At 68.2% G+C, this 21703-nt stretch carries 17 protein-coding genes; 11 read left to right on the top strand and 6 right to left on the bottom strand.

Annotation, left to right across the window (positions count from 1 at the left end; translation table 11 throughout):
* The first annotated feature begins 129 nt into the window (after positions 1–129).
* Positions 130–1611: a flavin-containing monooxygenase gene (locus tag ACLBW1_RS20240; protein WP_447813574.1), complete on the top strand. Its 1482-nt coding sequence runs from the start codon at positions 130–132 to the stop codon at positions 1609–1611.
* On the opposite strand, the gene ACLBW1_RS20235 is transcribed toward ACLBW1_RS20240, so the two are convergent.
* The 3 genes from ACLBW1_RS20235 to ACLBW1_RS20225 all read right to left on the bottom strand — a co-directional run bounded on the left by ACLBW1_RS20235 (position 1608) and on the right by ACLBW1_RS20225 (position 4723).
* The gene (locus ACLBW1_RS20235) at positions 1608–3065 is read right to left on the bottom strand and encodes an amino acid permease (RefSeq protein WP_447813573.1); all 1458 of its coding nucleotides are present in this window, start codon (positions 3063–3065) and stop codon (positions 1608–1610) included. The genes ACLBW1_RS20240 and ACLBW1_RS20235 overlap by 4 nt on opposite strands.
* A gap of 160 nt (positions 3066–3225) precedes the next feature.
* Positions 3226–4044, bottom strand: a complete 819-nt coding sequence (locus tag ACLBW1_RS20230) for an Fpg/Nei family DNA glycosylase (RefSeq protein WP_447813572.1) — start codon at positions 4042–4044, stop codon at positions 3226–3228.
* A gap of 1 nt (position 4045) precedes the next feature.
* A complete protein-coding gene (locus ACLBW1_RS20225; RefSeq protein WP_447813571.1) occupies positions 4046–4723 on the bottom strand; it encodes a DedA family protein in 678 nt (225 codons plus the stop codon).
* A 122-nt stretch (positions 4724–4845) separates the two neighbouring features.
* Here ACLBW1_RS20225 and ACLBW1_RS20220 point away from each other — a divergent pair, with 122 nt between their 5' ends.
* Both ACLBW1_RS20220 and ACLBW1_RS20215 read left to right on the top strand, forming a co-directional pair.
* Entirely contained in the window at positions 4846–5673 is an 828-nt protein-coding gene (locus ACLBW1_RS20220) for a shikimate 5-dehydrogenase (protein WP_447813570.1), read from the top strand.
* The gene (locus ACLBW1_RS20215) at positions 5670–8033 is read left to right on the top strand and encodes a Tex family protein (protein WP_447813569.1); all 2364 of its coding nucleotides are present in this window, start codon (positions 5670–5672) and stop codon (positions 8031–8033) included. The genes ACLBW1_RS20220 and ACLBW1_RS20215 overlap by 4 nt, the downstream gene beginning before the upstream one ends.
* 96 nt (positions 8034–8129) lie before the next feature.
* On the opposite strand, the gene ACLBW1_RS20210 is transcribed toward ACLBW1_RS20215, so the two are convergent.
* Complete coding sequence (locus ACLBW1_RS20210; protein ID WP_447813568.1) at positions 8130–8507, bottom strand: winged helix-turn-helix transcriptional regulator; 378 nt, start codon at positions 8505–8507, stop codon at positions 8130–8132.
* An 80-nt stretch (positions 8508–8587) separates the two neighbouring features.
* Between ACLBW1_RS20210 and ACLBW1_RS20205 the strand changes: the two genes are divergently transcribed.
* The gene (locus ACLBW1_RS20205; RefSeq protein ID WP_447813567.1) at positions 8588–8998 is read left to right on the top strand and encodes a RidA family protein; all 411 of its coding nucleotides are present in this window, start codon (positions 8588–8590) and stop codon (positions 8996–8998) included.
* A 19-nt stretch (positions 8999–9017) separates the two neighbouring features.
* On the opposite strand, the gene ACLBW1_RS20200 is transcribed toward ACLBW1_RS20205, so the two are convergent.
* Positions 9018–9935, bottom strand: a complete 918-nt coding sequence (locus ACLBW1_RS20200; protein WP_447813566.1) for a hypothetical protein — start codon at positions 9933–9935, stop codon at positions 9018–9020.
* A 24-nt stretch (positions 9936–9959) separates the two neighbouring features.
* Positions 9960–11351: an ABC1 kinase family protein gene (locus ACLBW1_RS20195; protein ID WP_447813565.1), complete on the bottom strand. Its 1392-nt coding sequence runs from the start codon at positions 11349–11351 to the stop codon at positions 9960–9962.
* A gap of 159 nt (positions 11352–11510) precedes the next feature.
* On the opposite strand from ACLBW1_RS20195, the gene ACLBW1_RS20190 reads away from it, so the two are divergent.
* From ACLBW1_RS20190 to ACLBW1_RS20160, 7 genes are all read left to right on the top strand, one after another.
* Positions 11511–12530 (top strand): LLM class flavin-dependent oxidoreductase, encoded by a 1020-nt coding sequence (locus ACLBW1_RS20190; RefSeq protein ID WP_447813564.1) that lies wholly within the window; start codon positions 11511–11513, stop codon positions 12528–12530.
* Positions 12527–12973: a helix-turn-helix transcriptional regulator gene (locus tag ACLBW1_RS20185; RefSeq protein ID WP_447813563.1), complete on the top strand. Its 447-nt coding sequence runs from the start codon at positions 12527–12529 to the stop codon at positions 12971–12973. Before ACLBW1_RS20190 ends, ACLBW1_RS20185 begins: the two co-directional genes overlap by 4 nt.
* 5 nt (positions 12974–12978) lie before the next feature.
* Positions 12979–13389 (top strand): VOC family protein, encoded by a 411-nt coding sequence (locus tag ACLBW1_RS20180; protein WP_447813562.1) that lies wholly within the window; start codon positions 12979–12981, stop codon positions 13387–13389.
* Positions 13390–13426: 37 nt separating this feature from the next.
* Complete coding sequence (locus tag ACLBW1_RS20175) at positions 13427–15796, top strand: ATP-binding cassette domain-containing protein (RefSeq protein WP_447813561.1); 2370 nt, start codon at positions 13427–13429, stop codon at positions 15794–15796.
* Between the two features lie 50 nt (positions 15797–15846).
* Positions 15847–17577 (top strand): DUF3556 domain-containing protein, encoded by a 1731-nt coding sequence (locus tag ACLBW1_RS20170; RefSeq protein ID WP_447813560.1) that lies wholly within the window; start codon positions 15847–15849, stop codon positions 17575–17577.
* A 4-nt stretch (positions 17578–17581) separates the two neighbouring features.
* Positions 17582–18055: an OsmC family protein gene (locus ACLBW1_RS20165; protein ID WP_447813559.1), complete on the top strand. Its 474-nt coding sequence runs from the start codon at positions 17582–17584 to the stop codon at positions 18053–18055.
* Between the two features lie 84 nt (positions 18056–18139).
* On the top strand, positions 18140–21688 hold the full coding sequence (locus ACLBW1_RS20160; RefSeq protein ID WP_447813558.1) for an ATP-binding cassette domain-containing protein: 3549 nt from the start codon (positions 18140–18142) through the stop codon (positions 21686–21688).
* Positions 21689–21703 lie beyond the last annotated feature (15 nt).

Raw genomic sequence — 21703 nt, 5'->3', positions numbered from 1 at the left:
GTGGCTCACCACACAGAACGCTCACGAGGAACGCGATGATTGCGTTGTGGTCGCCGCGCTCGAAAACGTTGACGTATCTCTATGGCGAAGGACGGTTCGCTGCCGTGGCGGGCGTGGGACAGTACGTCGATGAGCGAGAGCGTCGCCGTCATCGGGGCGGGACCCGGCGGGGTGATCGCCGCCCGCTGGCTGTTGGCCCAGGGGTTCGACGTCACCATTTTCGAGGCCGGACCGACACTCGGCGGCCAGTGGTCCGGGCGGCCCGGATCCAGCGGCGTGTGGCCGTCCATGCACACCAACACCAGTCGCGTCCTCACCGCGTTCAGCGACCTCGAACCAGACAGCGACGCCGTCTTTCCGTCGAATCACGACGTCCTCGACTATCTCCGCCGGTTCGCCGACACCTTCGACATCACGTCCCGTATCCGGCTGCACACCCGCGTCGACCTCGTCGACCGCGAAGACGACGCGTGGCGCGTCGAGCACGCGGGCACGGTGGAGATCTTCGACCGGGTGGTCATCGCCACCGGGCGCTTCCGGGCTCCGGTCATCCCGTCGGTCCGAGGCCTTGATGCGTTCACCGGATCGGGTGGGGTGTCATCGACCTTTCACTACCGCGGTGCCGACGACCACCGCGGCGCGCGGGTACTGGTGGCCGGATGTGCCGTCAGCGCTCTGGAGATCGCCGCCGAGCTCGCCCACTCCGGCGCCGCGAAGGTGGTCGTCACCCAACGTCGCCAGCGGTACGTGCTCCCGAAGTTCGCTGCCGGAGTCCCGTCGGATCACCGCATCTTCACACGGTTCGGTGCCCTGGCCGCCTCCGCGCTGCCACCAGCCGAGACCGACCGGCAGTTGCGCGAGATCGTGGTGGAGGCGGGCGGGAGCCCCGAGCAGTACGGCGCCCCGCCGGCGGACCCGTCGCTGTTCCGAGCCGGCGTCACCCTGAACCAGACCTACCTTCCTCTCGTGGCCGAGGGCCGTATCGGCGTGCGCCCGTGGATCGACGTCGTCGACGGGAGCGAGGTGACCTTCGCCGACGGAACTCGCGCGGAGTTCGACACGATCTTGTTCGGCACGGGATTCGGCATCAGCATCCCGTGTCTGAGCGACGACGTCCGGGCGGTCCTCGACCTCGACGACGCACACATCGACGCCGACCGGTACACCTTCCATCCCGATCTGCCCGGCCTGGCCCTGGTCGGCATGTGGGATCAATCCGGTGGCTACTTCGTTCCGCTGGAGCTGCAGGCCCGGTGGATCGCCTACGCGTGGGGTGGCGCCATCCCGATGCCCTCCGACGCCGAGCAGCGGGACGCGGTGGCCGCCTATCGCTCCCGCCGCGGACAATCGCAGAAGACGCGGATGAACCTGGCTGCGATCACGTTTGCGCGGGCCGCCGGCGTCGAACCATCCGTCGACCGTTGGCCGGACCTCGAGCGTGCTCTGCTGTTCGGCCCTCTCGCGCCCAGTTGTTTTCGCCTCGAGGGTCCCGACGCGTCACCCGATGCGGCGCAACGCTTCACCCGAGATGCCGCGGCGTTCGGCGGCATCGCCGACCCCGAGTTCACGGAACGGGAACGGCGCTATCGATCGATGGTCCAGTCGACCTAGGGCGTCACGACCGAGGGCTCATCGGCCAACACGGAGCGGCGAAACGCGAGCATGGACACGAGGTAGGCCGCACCGACGGCGATCAGACCCACCACGATGACGACCGGGGTGGCGGTCGACATCGGTGACACCAGGACGACCACGGCGAAAATTGCCCAGGCCAACGCCGCGATGGCGATGGGCACGTCGAACCGCCCGAGACTGAATGCACCCTCGGTGTGGCCCAACCGCCGACGTACGGCGAGGTAGAGAACAACGATCAAGCCGTAGGTGATGGCGGGGAACAGTGTTCCCGCGGTGATCAATTCGATGAGCGCGTCACCGGGGAGCACCACCATCGTGACGATGCCGATCAGCAGGGGGAGAACAGTCGCGCCGATCGGAGTCTGCGTGCGTGGATTCACCCTGCGGAGCACCCGGTGGGCCGGGAACCGGCCATCACGCGCCATCGCGAAGACCGTTCGCGCGCACGACGTCATGGTCACCATCCCGCCGCCGAAGAAGGCGACACCGACACACACCAGCAGAATCCGCTCCATCGGTGCGCCCAGTTCGGTGCGCAGGATGTCGGCGACGGGGGAGCCGGACTTGCTCACCGTGTCGACGTCACCGATGGCGACGGTCAGTGCGATGAGGAACAGCATCCCCAACACCCCGGCTGCGACAACCGATCCCACGATTGCTCTGGGCACCGTGCGATGCGGGTTCTTCGCCTCCTCGGCCATGTTGGCGGCGGAGTCGAAGCCGACCAGGGTCGCGAGACCGACGATCATCGTCGCCATCAGCCCACCACCGAATGCCCAGTACTCCGACGACCCGGCGGTGACGCCGCGCGAGGTGAGGTTGTCGACCGACCCGTCACCGGTCACCGCGACCACGACGAGGAGCCCGACCACCAGCACCACCACGATCGCGACCTCGACGACCACCGCCACCGAGTTCACCATGCCGACCACACGGGTCGAGGCAATCGCCAACACGGCCTGCACCAGCAGGATCACGACGGTGATCACGCGTGCGGTGAACTCGTCGGGTGCCATGTTGAACAGCGGCATGAGGCACTGACTCGCCATCGCGTTGTCGATCGCGGTGAGCCCGGTGATGAGGTAGCAGAACGTGAGCCACCCGAAGATCCATCCGATACGGGGGTTCGCCAACCGCGACGCCCACTGATACGACGACCCGCTGAGCGGTATGCGGGCCGCGAACTGCGCGATCACCAGCGCCACCAGCAGTTGGCCCGCCATCGCGACCGGCCACGTCCAGATACCCACCGGCCCACCGTTGGCCAGCAGGTCGCCGTAGGTGGCGAAGATGCCGACGGCGACCGAGATGAACGCGAACGACACCGCGAACACCTGGAACGAGCTCAGCGTGCGCTTGAGCTCGGGTGTGTACCCGAACGCGGTGGGTGATTCTGCGGCGGTGGTCGACGACAGATCCGGTTCGCTCATGGTTGTGCCCTTCGCCCCGACGCGGTGGTCGTTCGACAGTGTTCACCGCAGGAAGGCGACGCGAGGCGTATTCCGCGGAACGCGCGCTCGGCGGATCTTCGTGTCTACGGCTAACTTTCAGGGCCACCGTGAACGCGGACGCCGCCGATGAGGGCCAGGATCAGGACTGCTCTTTCGAGCACCACCACGTGGTACGGCCGCCGACGGTGCCGCGTTTCATGGGCGCACCGCAGCGGGGACACGACGAGTCGGCGTTGCGGAAGGGGATGATCTCGCCTGTGTGGACGCCGCCCTTGCGGATGGCCGCCCGCGTGCAACGACGCATCACTCGCCGCAGCTCGTCGACCTCGTCGGTCGACAGTGTCTTGGCGCGCCGTGACGGCGAGATCGACGACTGCCACAGGACCTCGTCGGCCAAGAGGTTCCCGACGCCGGAGATCGCGTGCTGGTCGAGCAGCCGCGCCTTCAGCGGCGCGGCGCTGCGAGAGATCATGTTGCGGAACTCGTCACGGGTGATCTCGGCGGCGTCGGGGCCGAGCGCGTCGATGTCGGGTTCGAGCCGAACGCGGCCGAGGCGACGTTTGTCGAACAGACGCATCTGGCCGCCGTCGTCGAACGACATCGAGAACCGCGTCCATTCGGGCTTGTCGGACTTGCGCACACCGACTTTGGCGTTGCCGCCGCCGTAGTTCGACGACTCCTCGCCTTCGGGCGCGGTGACGATGACCCGGCCACCCATGCCGAGATGGATGCCGAGCGTGGGACCCTCGCTGCCGTCGGCGGTCTCGGTCTCACACCACATCGCCTTGCCGCGTCGCAACGCCTTCGTGAGGCGCCCGCCGACGAGGGCATCGGCGATCTCGCCGGGCTTGTGCGGTCGGCACTCGTATTGGTCGTGGTCGTCGATCTCGGTGATGGTGCGATGCAACGCCTTCTCGACGACCTGCCGGGCGTTCTCGACTTCGGGGAGTTCGGGCACCCTACCGGTGTACCTGTTCGCGCGGCTGCGCGCTGTCCTCCTTCACGTGGCGGCGCCGGCGGACGATCAACACGACCACCGCGACCGCGAGAACCGTGTAGACCACGTAGTCGAAATAGCCGAGATAGTCCTGGAAGCGGTCGTTCTGGGTGCCGAGTGCGACGCCGACCCCCAGGAGCAGCCCGTTCCACAGCGCCGATCCGGCGATCGTCAACGCGCTGAACACCGCCAGATTCATCGCGCCGGCACCTGCGGGCAGCGAGATGATCGACCGGACCCCCGGGATCATGCGGCCGAGGAACACCGACCAGGTGCCGAAGCGCGCGAACCACTGCGCGCCGCGCTCGGCGTCGCGGCGGCTGACGATGCGGGTCCACACCGCGAAGTCGACGGTGCGATCGAGCCCGACCCAGCGACCCAACCCGTAGAGCACGAGCGCACCGAGCCACGCGCCGATGGTGCTCCACAGCAGCAGCCCCACGAACGACAGGTCGCCGCTGCGGCTGAGGTAACCGGCGAACGGCAGCACCACCTCGCTGGGGATGGGCGGGAAGATGGTCTCGACGAAGATCAACACACCGATGCCGATGTCGCCCATCCGCTCGAGAACATCGGCCGCCAGGCCGGTGAGGCCGGTGAACCCGTGCTGGTCCGCTGTCGTGGCCGCCAGGGTGCTCACGCGGGTTGACCTCCTGCAGATGGGCGGCTGTCGTGCCGCAATTCCCACCATTGTCCAGAAATCGGACAGAAGGTCTCGTATCAGTGGGAGAGGCCACATCAACGGGGAGCACAATCGCGGGCATGACCGCGCTGAACAAGGACACGACCGTCTGCATCTCCCTGTCGGGGCGACCGTCGAACATCGGGACCCGGTTCCACAACTTCCTCTACCGAGAGCTCGACCTCGATTTCCTCTACAAGGCGTTCTCCACCGACGACATCGAGGGTGCGATCGCCGGGGTGCGGGCACTCGGGATCCGCGGGTGCTCGGTGTCGATGCCGTTCAAAGAGGCCGTCATCGATCTCGTCGACGTGATGGAAGAATCCGCCGCGGCGATCGAATCGGTGAACACCATCGTCAACGACAACGGGACACTCACCGCCTCGAACACCGACATGGAAGCGGTCGCCTCGCTCATCGACAGCCACGGCCTCGACCGCACCGCCCCGGTGGTGGTGCGCGGATCCGGTGGGATGGCCAAGGCGGTGGTGGCCGCGTTCCGTTCGGCCGGGTTCGACGCGCTGACCGTGGTGGCCCGCAACGAGACCGCCGGAACCGCGCTCGCCGACAAGTACGGCTACCGCTGGGCCACCAAGACGCCGGAGATCGACGGACCGATCCTGGTCAACGTGACCCCGCTGGGCATGGACGGCGCCGACGCCGACACCCTCGCCTTCGACACCGCGCAGATCGCGCGGGCCCGCACCGCGTTCGACGTGGTCGCCTTCCCCGCCGAGACGCCGTTCATCCGCGCCGCGCGACACGCCGGTGTCCCGGTCGTCACCGGCGCCGAGGTCATCGCACTGCAGGCCGCACGGCAATTCGAGCGGTACACCGGCGTGCCCGTGACCGCCGACCAGGTGGCTCGGGCATCGGAGTTCTCCCGACAGGTAGTGTCCGGCGGGTGAATTCGAGTACCGCCGTGAAGTCCGTCAACGCCCGTATCGCCGAAGAACTGCAGGTGGGGGAGCGTCAGGTGGCCGCGGCGGTGCAGATGCTCGACGAGGGTTCGACAGTCCCGTTCATCGCCCGCTACCGCAAAGAGGTCACCGGCAGTCTCGACGACGCGCAGCTCCGGCTCCTCGAGGAGCGTCTGCGATACCTGCGTGAGCTCGACGAGCGTCGCGCGGCGGTGATCGCGGCGATCGACGAGCAGGGCAAGCTCACCGATGCCCTGCGTGCTGCCCTCGCCGCCGCCGACACCAAGTCGCGCGTGGAGGACATCTACCTCCCCTACAAGACCAAACGCCGCACCAAGGCGCAGATCGCCCGCGAGGCCGGTCTCGAGCCCCTGGCCGAGCGACTGCTCGCCGACCCGTCACTGAACCCCGAGGCCGTCGCGTCGGAGTATCTCGGCGAGACCGTCGCCGACACCGCCGCTGCCCTCGACGGCGCGCGGTTCATCCTCATCGAACGCGCCGCCGAGGACGCCGATCTCGTCGGTGCGACGCGTGAGAAGTTCTGGGCCGACGGGGTCCTGCGCACCGCGCCGCGCACCGACGAGGTCGCGAAAACCCCGGCTGGACAGAAGTTCCGCGACTACTTCGACTACTCCGAGCCACTCGAGAAGATGCCCTCGCACCGCGTTCTCGCCGCCCTGCGCGGTGACAAGGAAGAGGTGTTGTCGCTCACCTTCGACGGCGGTGACGACGACGCGTATCAGGCGATGGTGGCGCGGTCCCTCGGTGTCGACCTGTCGCATCCGGGTTCTGCGACCCCGTGGTTGGCGACCACCGTGCGCTGGGCGTGGCGGGTGAAGTTGATGCTGACCGCCGAGAGCGACGCCCGCATGCGGCTGCGCAAGCGCGCCGAGGACGACGCGGTCGCGGTGTTCGCCCGCAATCTCAACGACCTGTTGCTGGCCGCGCCGGCCGGTGCACGCACCACCCTCGGCCTCGACCCGGGATTCCGGACCGGGGTGAAGGTCGCCGTGGTCGACGGCACCGGCAAGGTGATCGACACCTGCGCGATCTTCCCGCACCAGCCCCAAAAGCAGTGGGACACCGCCAAGGCGACCCTCGCGGCCCTCGTGGCACGCCACGGCATCGACCTCATCGCCATCGGCAACGGGACAGCCTCCCGGGAAACCGACGCGCTGGCAACGGAACTGATCGCCGACATCACCACCGGCGGCGGCACCGCGCCCGCGAAGGCGATCGTGAGCGAGGCCGGGGCGTCGGTGTACTCGGCCTCGGAATACGCGAGTCGTGAACTGCCGCAACTCGATGTGACCCTCCGCGGTGCCGTGTCGATCGCGCGGCGGTTGCAGGACCCTCTGGCCGAACTCGTCAAGATCGACCCCAAGTCGATCGGTGTCGGGCAGTACCAGCACGACGTCAACCCGACGACCCTGGCGCGCAGCCTCGACGCCGTCGTCGAGGATGCAGTGAACGCCGTCGGCGTCGACCTCAACACCGCGTCGGTGCCGTTGCTGTCGCGGGTGTCGGGTGTCACCACCACGCTCGCCGAGTCGATCGTCGCCCACCGCGACGCCACCGGGCGGTTCGCGACCCGGAAGGCTCTGCTCGACGTCCCGCGGCTGGGCCCCAAGGCATTCGAGCAGTGCGCGGGTTTCCTGCGCATCAGCGACGGCGACGATCCCCTCGACGCGAGCGGTGTGCACCCCGAGGCGTACCCGGTGATCCGGAAGATCCTCGACCGCTCGGGGGTGCAGCTCGCGCAGCTCATCGGTGACACCAGAACACTGCGCTCCCTGCGGCCTTCGGAGTTCGCCGACGACCGCTTCGGCGTCCCCACGGTCACCGACATCATCGCCGAGCTCGAGAAGCCGGGCCGTGACCCGCGCCCCGCGTTCACCACCGCAACCTTCGCCGCCGGGGTCGAGAAGGTGGCCGATCTCAAGCCCGGCATGGTGCTCGAGGGTGTGGTCACCAACGTCGCCGCGTTCGGCGCGTTCGTCGACGTCGGGGTCCACCAGGACGGCCTCGTCCACGTGTCGGCGATGTCGAACACGTTCGTCTCCGACCCGCACGAGGTGGTGAAATCGGGCCAGGTGGTGAAGGTGAAGGTCCTCGAGGTCGACACCGACCGCCAACGCATCGGACTGACCCTGAGGCTCGACGACGAAGTGGGTGCACCCAAGAAGGCGAACGCGGCCCGGCCCGCGCGCGATCGCGGCCCGTCCAACACCTCGAAGAAGCCGCAGACGCGTTCGGACAAGGGCGGTCGTGGTGGCGACCGACGTGCCGCGCCCGCGCCGACCGGCTCGATGGCCGACGCGCTCCGCAACGCCGGCTTCGGCCGCTGAGATCGTCCGTCTGCAGGGTCGGCTCCGGCGTATTACCGGAGTCGGCCCTCAGCACGGACGATTCCGGTCAGTGACAGCCGTCGGGACCTGCGCAAGTCAGTTCTGTGCGTCGAATTCTGCGCGCGCACGTTCGATCTGGTCGAAATGCTGCGCGGCCCACGCAAGCAGGACGTCGACGGGCTCACGCAAGGTCTTACCGAGCGACGTGATGCGGTACTCGACTGCGACAGGTCGCGAGCTGACCACCACCCGCTCGACGATGCCGCTTCTCTCCAGCCGGCGAAGCGAGGCGGTCAGGCTCTTCTGCGTCACCGCGGGTATGGCCCGTCGCAGCTCGTTGAACCGGCAGGGGCGTTCACAGAGTTCGTTCAACACGTGCAGTGACCACTTGTCGAGGACGTGATCGAGGAGTTCTCGGTGGGGTGACGAGATGGTCAGATCATCGCGATCGTGGCGGGCTGAGGTATCGGTCATGAAACCTGGTCTCGTTGAAGTGTCCTGGCTGTACTAGGTATCAAGAACATACCTAGTTCGTCGATGTCAGGAGAAGCAGCATGAGCGTTCGTCTGTCGAGTCCCACCGGTCTGATGACACCGGTGCCGTATCACCACGTCGCGATCGGAACCGGCAGTCGCCACATCCACGTCGCGGGCCAGATCGCACGCACGGCCAACGGGATCCCGGTGGCGCCCGGCGACCTGGCCGGGCAGGTGGCGCAAGCGCTCCGCAACACCGCTATCGGATTGGCCGCGGCCGACGCCTCGTTCCGCGACGTGGTCCGTCTCACGTTCTATGTCGCCGGGTGGGACCCGTCGATGATGGACGCGTTCATGGCCGGCGTGGAACGGGTGGCGAGCGAGCTCGAGCTGCCGCAACCGATGCCTCCGTCGTCCCTGATCGGCGTCGCGATGTTGTTCGAGCCAGAGGTGCTGGTCGAGGTCGAGGCCACAGCCATCGCCGATTGATCGTCGCGGGCTGTCGGCATCAATGATCGTCGCGATGTTGCCGGGCCTCGTCGATGACGTCGTCGGCTGAGCGGCGACCCGCGTACGCCTGCTCGACGGGCGACAATCTGTAGCCCCACCGTTCGAGTTGGCTTAGGTAGGCGACGACACCGGGGTCGACGGCGTCCTCCCACGATTTCTGGGTCATGCTCCACTCGAGCGCGGTGAGCACCATGGCCAGCGTGGCCGCGCGCGGATTGCCGAGGGCGGTAACCAGGTCGGCTCCCCGCGCCCGGTACTTCGACCCCGTGGTCGTCACGCCGAACAAGTCGACGGCCAGCGCCATGCTCGCCGGACACAGCCGGTCGTGGAGCAGCTCGAGATGGGCGGCGACGAAGTCGTCGACACCCGGCAGACGTGGTGTGTCGAGCACGGCATCCCTCATCCACGCTCGCCGCCAGGGCATCAGGTCGATGTCGAGTTGACGGAGTGAACGGATGGTCCGCCACCGGTCACGTTCGGCGTCGGAGTCGGCCAGACGCGTCCTGCGCAGGGGCGTCGAATGCTGTGAACGCGCACCATGCATCGCATCGATGCTCGCCGGACGCGCCAGGTCCCACGTCAGATATCCGACGTAGACGTCGAGCCCCGTCGCAGCGGCAATCGCGCTGAGCAGCGTCCCGCTGCTGAGTACGCGGCAGACGATGTCGTCGCCGTCGACCGGGCGGTAGATCATTCCGAGGTGACGGCCCCGGACCTGGTCGTGGGCATTCGCGTGGACGGTCCACCCCGCGTCGCCGCTGATGGGCGGGACGTACGACGTCGCGATGTCGATGAGCAGATCGTCGACGGTGGCCGAGGAGCGGTACGTCCAGACCTCCTCATGGGTGCTGACGTCGTCGCCCATCGCGACTGACGCGCGGTCGACGTGCACGCGTACGGCCCTGTCGGCGTTCATGATCGCGGGTGCGGCACGCTGAGCTCAGCGCCGGGGCTCGTCCTCGGTGAGCAGCGCCTTCATGTAGGTGAACAGTTCCTTGTCGGTGAGCGCCCGCCATTGCGGTGCCAGCAACTTCATGTACTTCTCCACGTAGAGCAGCTGCTTGCCCACCAGGACCAACTCGCGCGGCAACCGCAGGTCATAGGCCTTCGCGAGCGCGGCGAGCTGGCTGCCGAGCGCCGTGTACGACATCCCCGCCAGATCCTTGCCCGCGATCGGCGCGGTGAACCGGCGCATGTCCTTCGCGCCCTCGCGGGTGCTGCCCGGGTTGCGCACCGCGCCGAGGGTGAACAGCGCGCGCCCGGCCGCCTCGTAGTCGTTGCGCACCATCAGGTCCCCGACGAGACGGCGCATGATGCGACGGGTGCGCGGGGTGAAGCGGCCGACGATGCCGAAGTCGAGCAGCACCAGCCGGCCGTCGGAACCGACGAGGACGTTGCCGGCGTGCAGATCCCCGTGGAACAGCCCGCCGTGGAAGGCCGACTCGAGGAAGACGAGCAACAGGTTGCGCACCAGCGCGGTGCCGTCGTGGCCGGCCTTGCGTACCGCACGTGCGTCGTCGATGCGGATGGCGTCGATGTACTCCATGGTCAGCACCTCGGCGGTGGTGAACTCGTGGTGCACGGTGGGTACGTGGACGCGATCGGCGAACGGGGTCCCGGCGAGTCCGGCGACGAACTCCTCCATCGCCTGTGCCTCGTTGCGGAAGTCGAGTTCGGCGTCGAGGCCGGTCGCGAAGTCGTCGACCACGTTCTTGGCGCTGAGCATCCGACCGTAGGGCGACAACTCGAGCAGAGCCGCGAGTCGCTCGAGGATGGCGACGTCGGCTGACAGTCGTGTGGCGATGCCGGGACGCTGCACCTTCACCACCACCCGCTCGCCGCTGTGCAACGTCGCGGTGTGCACCTGCGCAATCGACGCCGACGCGATCGGCTCGGCATCGAACTGGGCGAACACCTGTGACGGCGGTCCGCCGAACGCATCGGTCAACACCTTCTCGATCACGCTGATCGGTGCCGGCGCCACCCTGTCGAGCAGCGTCTCGAACTCCCGCGACAGCGCCGGGGTGAACACACCCGGGCTCGAGGCGATCAGCTGCCCGAGCTTCACATAGGTGGGCCCGAGCCGCTCGAAGACGTCGCGAACCTCGCGGGCCGCGCGTTCGGGCAGCGGCTTGCGTGAGCGGAAACCGACCGCCACCTCGCCGATACCGCGTGCGAGTTGGAACGCGGTGACACCGACACGGCGCGCCTCGGCGATCGGCGACACATGCGGCAGATGGACATGGGGGAGCGCAGCGCTGCCGGCCACGGGGGCCAGCTCGGTACCGGGTTCACGAGTCATGGTCTTCGCAGTATGCCGTGGTGAGGTCATGGGTGGGTCGAGGTCGGGGACAGGTGCACGGCGAGACGATTCGCCGACGGCGATGGTGCCGAACAGGTGGGTGTCACGTCAACACGAACGCATCGCGCCCGATCGCTGACGAACGGGCACACTGATCGCGACACCGTTCACGCCATCAGGGGAGTCGACATGCCGCGCGAGGGCACCACACTGACCAAGCTCGGCTTCCTGACGATCGGGCGGTTCGCCGAATCGTCGCCGCGTGAGGGACACCTCGAGACGATCGACACGATCCGACTCGCCGAGGACCTGGGCTTCGACTCGGTGTGGCTGCGTGACCGGCACCTGCAGTTCGGGATCTCCTCGCCGGTCGCGGTGATGGCGGCGGCGGCGATGGTGACCTCACGGATCGAACTCGGTACCGCGGTCATCCCGCTCGGACTCGAGAACCCGTTCCGTCTCGCCGAAGATCTCGCCACGGTCGACGTGCTGTCGCAAGGACGCATCAATCCCGGTGTCTCGGTGGGCACCCCGATGCGCTACGACGACTACCGGCACGCGCTCTACCCCGACACCCACGACATCGAGGATTTCTCCAAGGAGCGTGTACTGCGTCTGCTGCGTTGCCTGCGCGGAGACGCGGTGAGCGACTTCGAGGGCACCGTCGGCATCGAATCGTTCTCGCGGCGTGTGCAACCGCACTCACCCGGACTGGCCGCACGCGTCTGGTACGGCGGCGGACTGGGTTCGGCGACCTGGGCCGGTGAACAGCAACTCAATTACCTGACGTCGTCGGTGGTGTTCACCGAGGGCGGACCGCCGCGCGACTTCGCGACCATCCAGGCCGAGCACATCGACGCCTACCGCGCCGCGCATCCCGACCCGTCGCGGGCGCGGGTGTCGCAAGGACTGGTGGTCATCCCCACCGACACCGCGACCCCCGATCAGATCCGCCGCTACGAGGCCTACGCCGAGAGTCGGTTCGCCCGCACACTCGAACCCCAGGGTCCCCGCGGGATGGTGTTCGCGCCCGATCTGGTGGGCCCGTCGGACGAACTCGCGGAAAAGCTGTTCTCCCACGCCGGCTTCCAGCGCGCCACGGAGGTCGCCTTCGCTCTCCCGTTCTCGTTCGAGAAGGCCGACTACATCCAGATCATCACCGACATGGCGACGCGCCTCGGCCCGGCCCTGGGATGGGCGCCGGCATGAGCACACCGATCTCGCCGGCTCGAACGGCCGACCTCGTCCGACTACGCCGGATCAGAGATCGCATCGACCGCGAGTTCGCGGCGCCGCTCGACGTGGAGGAACTCGCACGCGGAGAACACATGTCCGCCGGCCACCTCAGCCGCCAGTTCCGCGCCGCCTACGGCGAATCGCCGTACAGCTACCTGATGACCCGGCGCGTCGAGCGGGCGATGGCGTTGCTGCGCCGCGACGAACTCAGCGTCACAGAGGTGTGTTTCGCCGTCGGGTGTTCCTCGCTCGGGACGTTCAGCACGCGCTTCCGGGAACTGGTCGGTGTGTCGCCGAGCGCCTACCGACGCGAGTCCGGGCAGTCGGTCGCGGGTCTTCCGGCGTGCGTCGCCAAACAGGTCACCAGACCGGTCAGGAATCGAGAAGCGCGGGCCGACGGAGCCGTCTTAGCCTGAGCGCCATGACCACCACCATCCATTCGAGTTTCCTCCCGCACACCGATCACGATGCAGCCATCGGCTTCTATCGCGACGTCCTCGGTTTCGAGGTGCGCAACGACGTCGGCTACAACGGCATGCACTGGATCACCGTCGGCCCGCCCGATCAACCCGACACCTCGATCGTGCTGTACCCGCCCAGCGCCGACCCCGGTGCGACCGAGTCCGAGCAGGCGATGATCGCCGAGATGATGGCGAAGGGCACCTTCGCCCGTCTGCTTCTCGCGGCGACCGACCTCGCAGCGACCTTCGACTCGATCGTCGCGGCCGGCGGCGAGATCGTGCAGGAACCGACCGATCAGCCCTATGGTGTGCGCGACTGCGCAGTGCGCGATCCCTTCGGAACCCTGATCCGTATCCAGCAGTCGTCCTGACACGCTTCGCCGGCGACCACCCGAGGTAGGAGACCCCATGCCCCCCGCGTCCACCACGCACGTCGCCGACACCCACGACCTCATCCGAGTCCAGGGCGCGCGCGAGAACAACCTGCGCGACGTCGACGTCGTGATCCCCAAACGCCGACTCACCGTGTTCACCGGCGTGTCCGGCTCGGGGAAGAGCTCGCTGGTCTTCGCGACGATCGCCGCGGAATCGCAGCGGATGATCAACGAGACCTACAGCGCATTCCTGCAGGGGTTCATGCCGACCCTGGCCCGCCCCGACGTCGACCTCCTCGACGGACTGACCACCGCGATCATCGTCGACCAACAACGGATGGGGGCCGACCCGCGGTCGACGGTCGGTACCGCCACCGACGCCAACGCCATGCTCCGCATCCTGTTCAGTCGGCTCGGGAAGCCCTATGTCGGTTCCTCGCAGGCATTCTCGTTCAACGTCGCGTCCGTGAGCGGCGCCGGTGCCGTGAGCGTCACCCGCGGCGGTCGCGACGTGAAGAAGCGCGCCAGCTTCACCATCACCGGCGGCATGTGTCCGCGCTGCGAGGGACGCGGAGCGGTCAACGACATCGACCTGACCGCTCTCTACGACGACACGAAGTCGCTCAAGGACGGCGCGCTGACCATCCCGGGATACACGATGGACGGGTGGTACGGCCGGATCTTCGCCGGTTGCGGGTTCTTCCCCTTCGACAAACCCATCAGGTCGTACACCAAGCGCCAGCTCGACGACCTGCTCTACAAGGAGCCGACGAAGATCAAGGTCGAGGGCATCAACCTCACCTACGAGGGGATCATCCCCAAGATCCAGAAGTCGATGCTGTCGAAGGACGTCGACGCCATGCAGCCGCACATCCGCGCGTTCGTGGAACGCGCGGTCACCTTCGCCACCTGCCCGGACTGCGACGGCACCCGCCTGAACGAGGGCGCACGGTCGTCGAAGATCGCGGGCAAGTCCATCGCCGACGCATGCACCATGCAGATCAGCGACCTCGCGCAGTGGGTGCGCGGCATCGACGACGCCTCGGTGGCGCCGCTGATCGAATCGCTGGGGGAGACCCTCGACTCCTTCGTCGAGATCGGACTCGGCTACCTCAGCCTCGACCGCCCGGCCGGGACGCTGTCGGGCGGTGAGGCGCAGCGCACGAAGATGATCCGCCACCTCGGGTCATCGCTGACCGACGTCACCTACGTGTTCGACGAGCCGACCACCGGTCTGCATCCACACGACATCGCCAACATGAACGACCTGCTGATCCGCCTGCGCGACAAGGGCAACACCGTGCTGGTGGTGGAACACAAGCCCGAGACCATCGCGATCGCCGATCACATCGTCGATCTCGGCCCGGGCGCCGGATCCGACGGTGGCACCGTGTGTTTCGAGGGAACCGTCGACGGTCTGCGGTCGAGCGACACCGTCACCGGACGGCACTTCGACGACCGCGCGTCGGTCAAGGACACCGTGCGCGAGCACACCGAGGTCATCGAGATCCGGGGCGCCGACTCCCACAACCTGCAGTCGGTCGACGTCGACGTGCCGCTGGGTGTGCTGGTGGTGGTGACCGGTGTCGCCGGTTCGGGCAAGAGTTCGCTGATCCATGGCTCGCTGTCGGGACTCGACGACGTGGTGTCGGTCGACCAGAGCCCCATCCGCGGGTCGCGTCGCTCCAATCCCGCGACCTACACCGGCCTGCTCGATCCCATTCGTAAGGCCTTCGCGAAGGCGAACGGCGTGAAACCCGCACTGTTCAGCGCGAATTCGGAGGGTGCCTGCCCCACGTGCAACGGCAACGGCGTGATTTACAGCGACCTCGCGATGATGGCGGGTGTCGCCACGACCTGCGAGCTCTGTGAGGGACGGCGGTTCATGGCGTCGGTACTCGACTACCACCTCGGCGACCGCGACATCAGCGAGGTGCTCGCGATGTCGGTGGCCGAGGCGACGGACTTCTTCGGCACGGGGCCGGCAGCGACACCCGCGGCGCACAAGATCCTCGAACGCCTCTCCGACGTCGGGCTGGGATACATCAAGCTCGGCCAACCCCTCACCACGTTGTCGGGCGGTGAGCGCCAGCGCCTCAAGCTCGCCACGAACATGGCAGGCAAGGGCGGGATCTACGTTCTCGACGAGCCGACCACCGGACTGCACCTCGCCGATGTCGAACAACTGCTCGGTCTGCTCGATCGTCTCGTCGACTCGGGGAAGTCGGTGATCGTGATCGAGCACCACCAGGCGGTGATGGCACACGCGGACTGGATCATCGACCTCGGGCCGGGCGCCGGGCATGACGGTGGCCGCATCGTGTTCGAGGGCACCCCGGCGGATCTGGTCGCCGACCGTTCGACCCTCACCGCCGAGCACCTGGCCGCCTACGTGGGCGCCTGACTCACTCCGATCGACAACCAAGCGAGCGCTTGGTTTGTTAGCGTCGCCGGGTGGGATTCCTGACGCAGACCACCCCCGACATCGACCTCGCGACCTGGAAAACGGGCACGCGTGCGGAGAAGATCGTGCCGATGGCCCGACACTGGGCCGAGGTCGGGTTCGGTACGCCGGTCGCGTTGCACCTGTTCTACGTGCTGAAGGTCCTCGCCTACGTGGTCGCCGCGTGGCTGCTGTCGGTCGGTACCTCCGACGTCGGCGGACTCACCGACGTGCGGGGTTGGTACGACGAGCCGGTCGTGTTCGCCAAGGTCGTGCTGTTCACCATGCTGTTCGAGGTGATCGGACTGGGGTGTGGCTTCGGGCCGCTGAACAATCGCTTCTACCCGCCGATCGGGTCGATCCTCTACTGGCTGCGCCCGGGGACCATCCGATTGCCGCCCTGGCCGCGTCGGGTCCCGTTCACCCGAGGTGACGAACGCCGACCCGTCGACGTCACCCTGTACGGGGCGCTGCTGGTGTCGCTGATCGCGGCGCTGGTCGTCAGCGCGCCCCCGCGGTGGTTGATCGCACTGATCCTGCTGGTCCTGGGGGCCGCGGCGCTACGAGACAAGACGATCTTCCTGGCCGCGCGCGGTGAGGTCTATGCCGCGCTGACGGTCACGTTCCTGTTCGCGACGGTCGACGGCATCGTCGCGGCGAAGATCGTGTTCCTCATCATCTGGGTCGGGGCGGCGACGTCGAAACTCAACCGGCACTTCCCGTTCGTGGTGTCGACGATGATGTCGAACAACCCGATCCTGCGGCCGCGGTTCATCAAACGCCGCTTCTTCGAGGACTTCCCCGACGACCTGCGTCCCGGACGCCCGGCCCGCGCCATCGCGCATCTGAGCACCGTGATCGAGATGGCCGTCCCGCTCGTGCTGTTCTTCTCCGGCGGCGGATGGCTGACGGCGGTCGCGGCCGCGGTGATGCTGGTGTTCCACTTCGGGATCCTCTCGGCGATCCCCATGGGGGTCCCGTTGGAGTGGAACGTCTTCATGATGTTCGGCGTCCTCGCACTGTTCGTCGGCCACGCCGATCTCGGTGTCGGTGACCTCGGCTCACCGTGGTGGGTCGTCGCGCTCGTGGCCGTGTCGGCGGGCACCGTCGTGATCGGCAACCTGTTCCCCCGCAAGGTGTCGTTCCTGCCCGGGATGCGGTACTACGCAGGCAACTGGGACACCGGTCTGTGGTGCATGCGGCCCTCGGCCGCGGCGAAGATGGAGGCCAACCTCGTCGCCATCGCGGCGATGCCCGCCTCCCAACTCGAACGGGTCTACGGCGCCGGCGACGCGATGGCGATCCCGCTCTACATGGGATACGCGTTCCGCGCCTTCAACACCCACGGTCGTGCCCTGTTCACCCTGGCCCACCGCGCGATGGCCGGTTTCGACGAGAGCGGCTACGCCCTCACCGACGGCGAACGGATCTGCAGCACCGCGATGGGGTGGAATTTCGGCGACGGCCACCTGCACAACGAGCAGCTCATCGCCGCACTGCAGAAGCGCTGTCGTTTCGAGCCGGGGGAGGTGCGCATCGTGTTGCTCGACGCGCAGCCCATCCACCGGCAGCGCCAGGAGTACCGGCTCGTGGATCCGGCGGTGGGCGAATTCGAGCGGGGATTCGTCCGCGTGGCCGACATGGCGACGGCGCAGCCGTGGGACGACACCATTCCCGTCCATCCGTATTTCAATCCTGTGGATCGCAAATCTGGACAGGTCAGCGGCCCGGGACGACTCTGACGTCATGACTTCCACCATCCGCGCAAGCGTTGTCCCGTTCGAGATCGAGGCCGAGGGAACCGGTGTCGCCCAGACGCTCACCTCCCAGGGCGACAACAAGCATGTGTTCGAGACCGACGCCTACCCCGCCTTCGGAGGCAAGGACGAGGCCCCGAGCCCGCTGTTCTACGCGCTCGGTTCGCTCACGTCGTGCAACCAGGTCACCGCCTCGCTCGTGGCCAAGGACCTCGGCATCTCGCTGGGCAAGTTCTCCTTCTCCATCCGCGGGGACCTCGACACCCTCGTGCTGGTGAAGGGCGAGGAGGGCAACTCCAATTTCGACAAGGTCACCGTGCGGGCGACCGTCGAGACCGACGCCACCGAGGAGCAGTTCGCGAAGTTCGTCTCCGAGGTGGAGCGCCGTTGCCCCGTGACGCAGCTGTTCGTACGCAGCGGGCTGGAGTTCGACAACCAGTGGACGCGTGCCGAACTGAGCTGACCGTGCCGAACTGAGCTGACAGGGCCATCTCGGCGCCGAAAATGAGGTGCCGACCGTCGGTGGCGGTGCGTAGCGTCTCTAACGATGGCCACCACGACGACGACACAACCCACCCGCGCCGCCACGGCGCGGGTGGGTTGCGTCGTGGAGCCGGTACGCCCGGTGTCATGGCGTCGGCTTGCCCGCCCGGCCACCGGGGCCGCGCTCGTGGCACTCACCATCGCCGCGATCCTGCAGGCGCTGGGCACCGTCGTCATCGGTCGCGTCGCCGCCGACCCCGGGGCGCCGCTGATCGGTGTACTGGCCGCATGCCTCCTCGGCTACTCCCTCCTCGACACCGCAGGCCGGACAGCCTGGGCCGGCATCGCCGACCGGGCCGAAGGTGAGCTGCGTGGCGACCTCCTGAGCGCAGCACTCCGCCAACCGCTCGACCGCCTCTCCGAGCAGGCGGTCGGCGAGGTCCTCGACCGCGTCGACGACGACACCCACGAGGTGGGCACGCTGGCGCGCCTGCAGGTGTGGGACGCCCTGCGCACCGTCGTCGGGACCGTTCCGATGCTGATCGTCGCCGGCCTCACGTGGTGGCCCGCCTTCATCGTCTTCCCGGTGATGGCTCCGCTCATCCTTTTCTCGATCCGCCCCCTGCTGACCGAGTTGCGCGCGCGCAAGGTGGCCGAGGAGGCCGCCTGGACCGACCACGCCGCAGCGATGGAGGAGGGTCTCGCCGCCGCCGACGACCTCCGCACCAGCGGCGGGCAGGCGTACCTGGTGCGGCGCTGCGCCGAACTGTCGGCCGAGATCCGCCGCCGATTCCGTAGCGTCATCGTGGCCGAATCGCGCATCACCATCCGCGCGGGCGGGCTGCTGTACCTGCTGCTCGGTGGCGTGGTGGTCGCCGGTGTCGCGCTCGTCGCCCACGGCGACCTCGACGTCGCAAGACTCATCACGCTGTATCTCGTCAGCTCCGGACTGATCGGCCAGATCAACCAGCTGGCCAGGCACCTGCCCGAGCTGCAGGCCGGCATGGGCGCGGTGGTGCGTCTCCGCCAGGTTCTCGACACCACACCCGAGCCGGTCGGTGGAGCGACCCTGCCCGACGGTCCGATCGACATCGCCGTCCGCGGCCTGTCGTTCGCCTACTCCGACGGACCGACCGTGCTGTCCGACGTCGACCTCACAGTGCACGCAGGCCAGACCTGCGCCCTGGTCGGTCGGACGGGATCGGGCAAGTCGACGCTGGCCTCGCTGGTGTCGCGGGCCGTCGACCCGCCGCCGGGGACGCTGTTCGTCGGCGGGATCGACGTGTGCGATCTCGACCTGCACGATCTGCGGTCGTCGGTCGGTGTCGTGACGCAGCGCACCGAGATCATCGCGGGCACCCTCGCCGAGAACATCGCACTCTTCGCCGACACCTCACGCGAGCGTGTGCGCGAGGCCCTGTCCGACCTCGAACTCGACGACTGGGTCGCCGGACTCCCGGCCGGGGTCGACACCCTGCTCGGGCCCGGCGGCACGCGACTGTCCGCGGGCGAGGAGCAACTCGTCGCCTTCGCTCGACTCCTCGTCCGTGACGTCCGCGTGGTGGTGCTCGACGAGGCCACCGCCCGGATGGATCCCGTCACCGAGGCGCGGGTCGTGCACGCCGCCGACCGACTCCTCGCCGACCGGACCGGCATCCTCATCGCCCACCGACTCACCACCGTCGCCCGCGCCGACACCATCGCCGTCCTCGACGGCGGACGCGTCATCGAGGTCGGGACCCGCCTCGACCTGCAGGCCGGGACCGGACCGTTCCGTCGACTCCTCGACGCCGCCGATCTCGACCCGCGCGACGCCGAGTCGGTTCGGGTCGACAGCGCCCTCGGCCGGAACGGCGCGGACGCTCACCGATCACCCGGGGTCGGAGGAGTCCGCCGCACCGGCGCGCCACCGACACCCCGCCCGGTCGCCCCGGGTTCGACGCTGACACACGGCATCCGACGGATGCTGCTGACGCATCCGAGGTGGGGTGTGGTCGGCACCGCGCTGTTCGCGTTCGCCGCGATCATCGGCGCCGGCGGTGCCCTCACCGGTTTCGTGTGGGGACACCTCGTCGCGGGTCTGCAACGCGGGCAGACCCCCATCGGCCTCACCGCGGTGATGCTCGGCGTGTTGCTGACGGCCCCGTTCGTCCTCGCCGCCGCGCTGCGCGGGTTCCTGCCGTGGTGGAACGCGGTGTCGCTCCGGATCCGCATGACCGTCCTCGAGGCGCAGACGCGTCCGCACCGGTTGCCACGCACACCGCCGGGGGAGGTGATGTCGCGCGTCCTCGACTCCGACCGCTTCCTCCGTTACGGCGACCGATGGATCGACGTCATCAACGGGTTGTTCGTGGTCGTCGTGACCGCAGTCCTCGGTGGGAGTGTGCTCGCCGGCGGGATCCTGCTCGCGGTGATGATCGCGGCCGCCGCGGCGTCGGTGATCGGACGGCCCATCGCGGGTCGGTCGGCGGCGGCGGCCTCGGCGACACGAGCGGGCTTCGGTCGCGCCCTCGTGTCGTCCCTGGAGAGCGTGCGCACCGTCAAGCTCGCCGCGGCCACCGAGGACGTGCACGCCCACCTCAGTCGCGTCGACGACGGCCGCGTGGATGCCGCGGTGCGTGAACACCGCGTGCAATCGGTGCTCATCGGGGTGCCGGTCGTGATGGTGCAGCTCGGTGTGGTTGCCGCATGGACGATTTACCTCCTCGACGGATGGGGTCTGGCCACAGCGCTTCTCGTCTCCGGCGCGGTCGCGGGTTTCGACTACTTCGGGCGCGTGGCCGGTGCGGTCATCACCGAGGCGCCGGGCACCCGGGCCTGGCAGCGCGCCACCGCCGGGTTCGCCGGCGGCGCCGACCTGATGGACATACCGACCGGCGTCGACCTCATCACCGGGACCGCACCCGCGGCGCCCGCCGAGGCCCGCACCCCGTTGCGGAGCCTCGAACTGAGCGACCTCACCGCCGTCCACGACGACGGCACCCGAGGTGTGATCGGTGTCGACCTGACACTGTCGGCGGGGGAGTTGGTGCTGCTCGTCGGTCAGGTCGGGTCGGGGAAGTCGAGCCTGCTGTCGAGTCTGTGCGGACTCGTCGCACATACAGGCTCGATCCGGTGGAACGGCGTCGAGGTCGACGACGTGGAGACGTTCCTGCGACCGGGGCGGGTCGCACACATCGCCCAGGTGCCGCGGGTGCTGTCGGGGACCTTCGCCGACAACATCGCCCTCGACCGAGACCGGCCCCTCGCCGACGCCGTGGCCGCGGCCCGGCTCGAAACCGACGTCGCCGCGGCCGGCGGCATCGATGCCGTGATCGGGCACCGAGGTGTCCGGCTGTCGGGTGGGCAGGTGCAGCGACTCGCGTTGGCGCGCGCGCTGGCCGTCCGTCCGGAACTGCTTCTCGCCGACGATGTGTCGAGTGCGCTCGACGCCACAACCGAGGTGGAGCTGTGGGCGGGGTTACGGGAACGCGGCATGACGATCCTCGGGGCGAGTTCGAAGCGAGCCGCATTGGCGCAGGCCGACCGCGTCGTCGTGCTCGTCGACGGGACCGCGGTCGCCACCGGTACGTGGCGTGAACTCGAGCCTCGGTGGGGCCACCTCGCGGGCTGAGCGCTCGGCGCCGTC

The organism is Williamsia sp. M5A3_1d (assembly GCF_053345315.1).
Note: the sequence above shows the minus strand (reverse complement) of the source record. Positions and strands in the feature narration are given on the sequence as shown.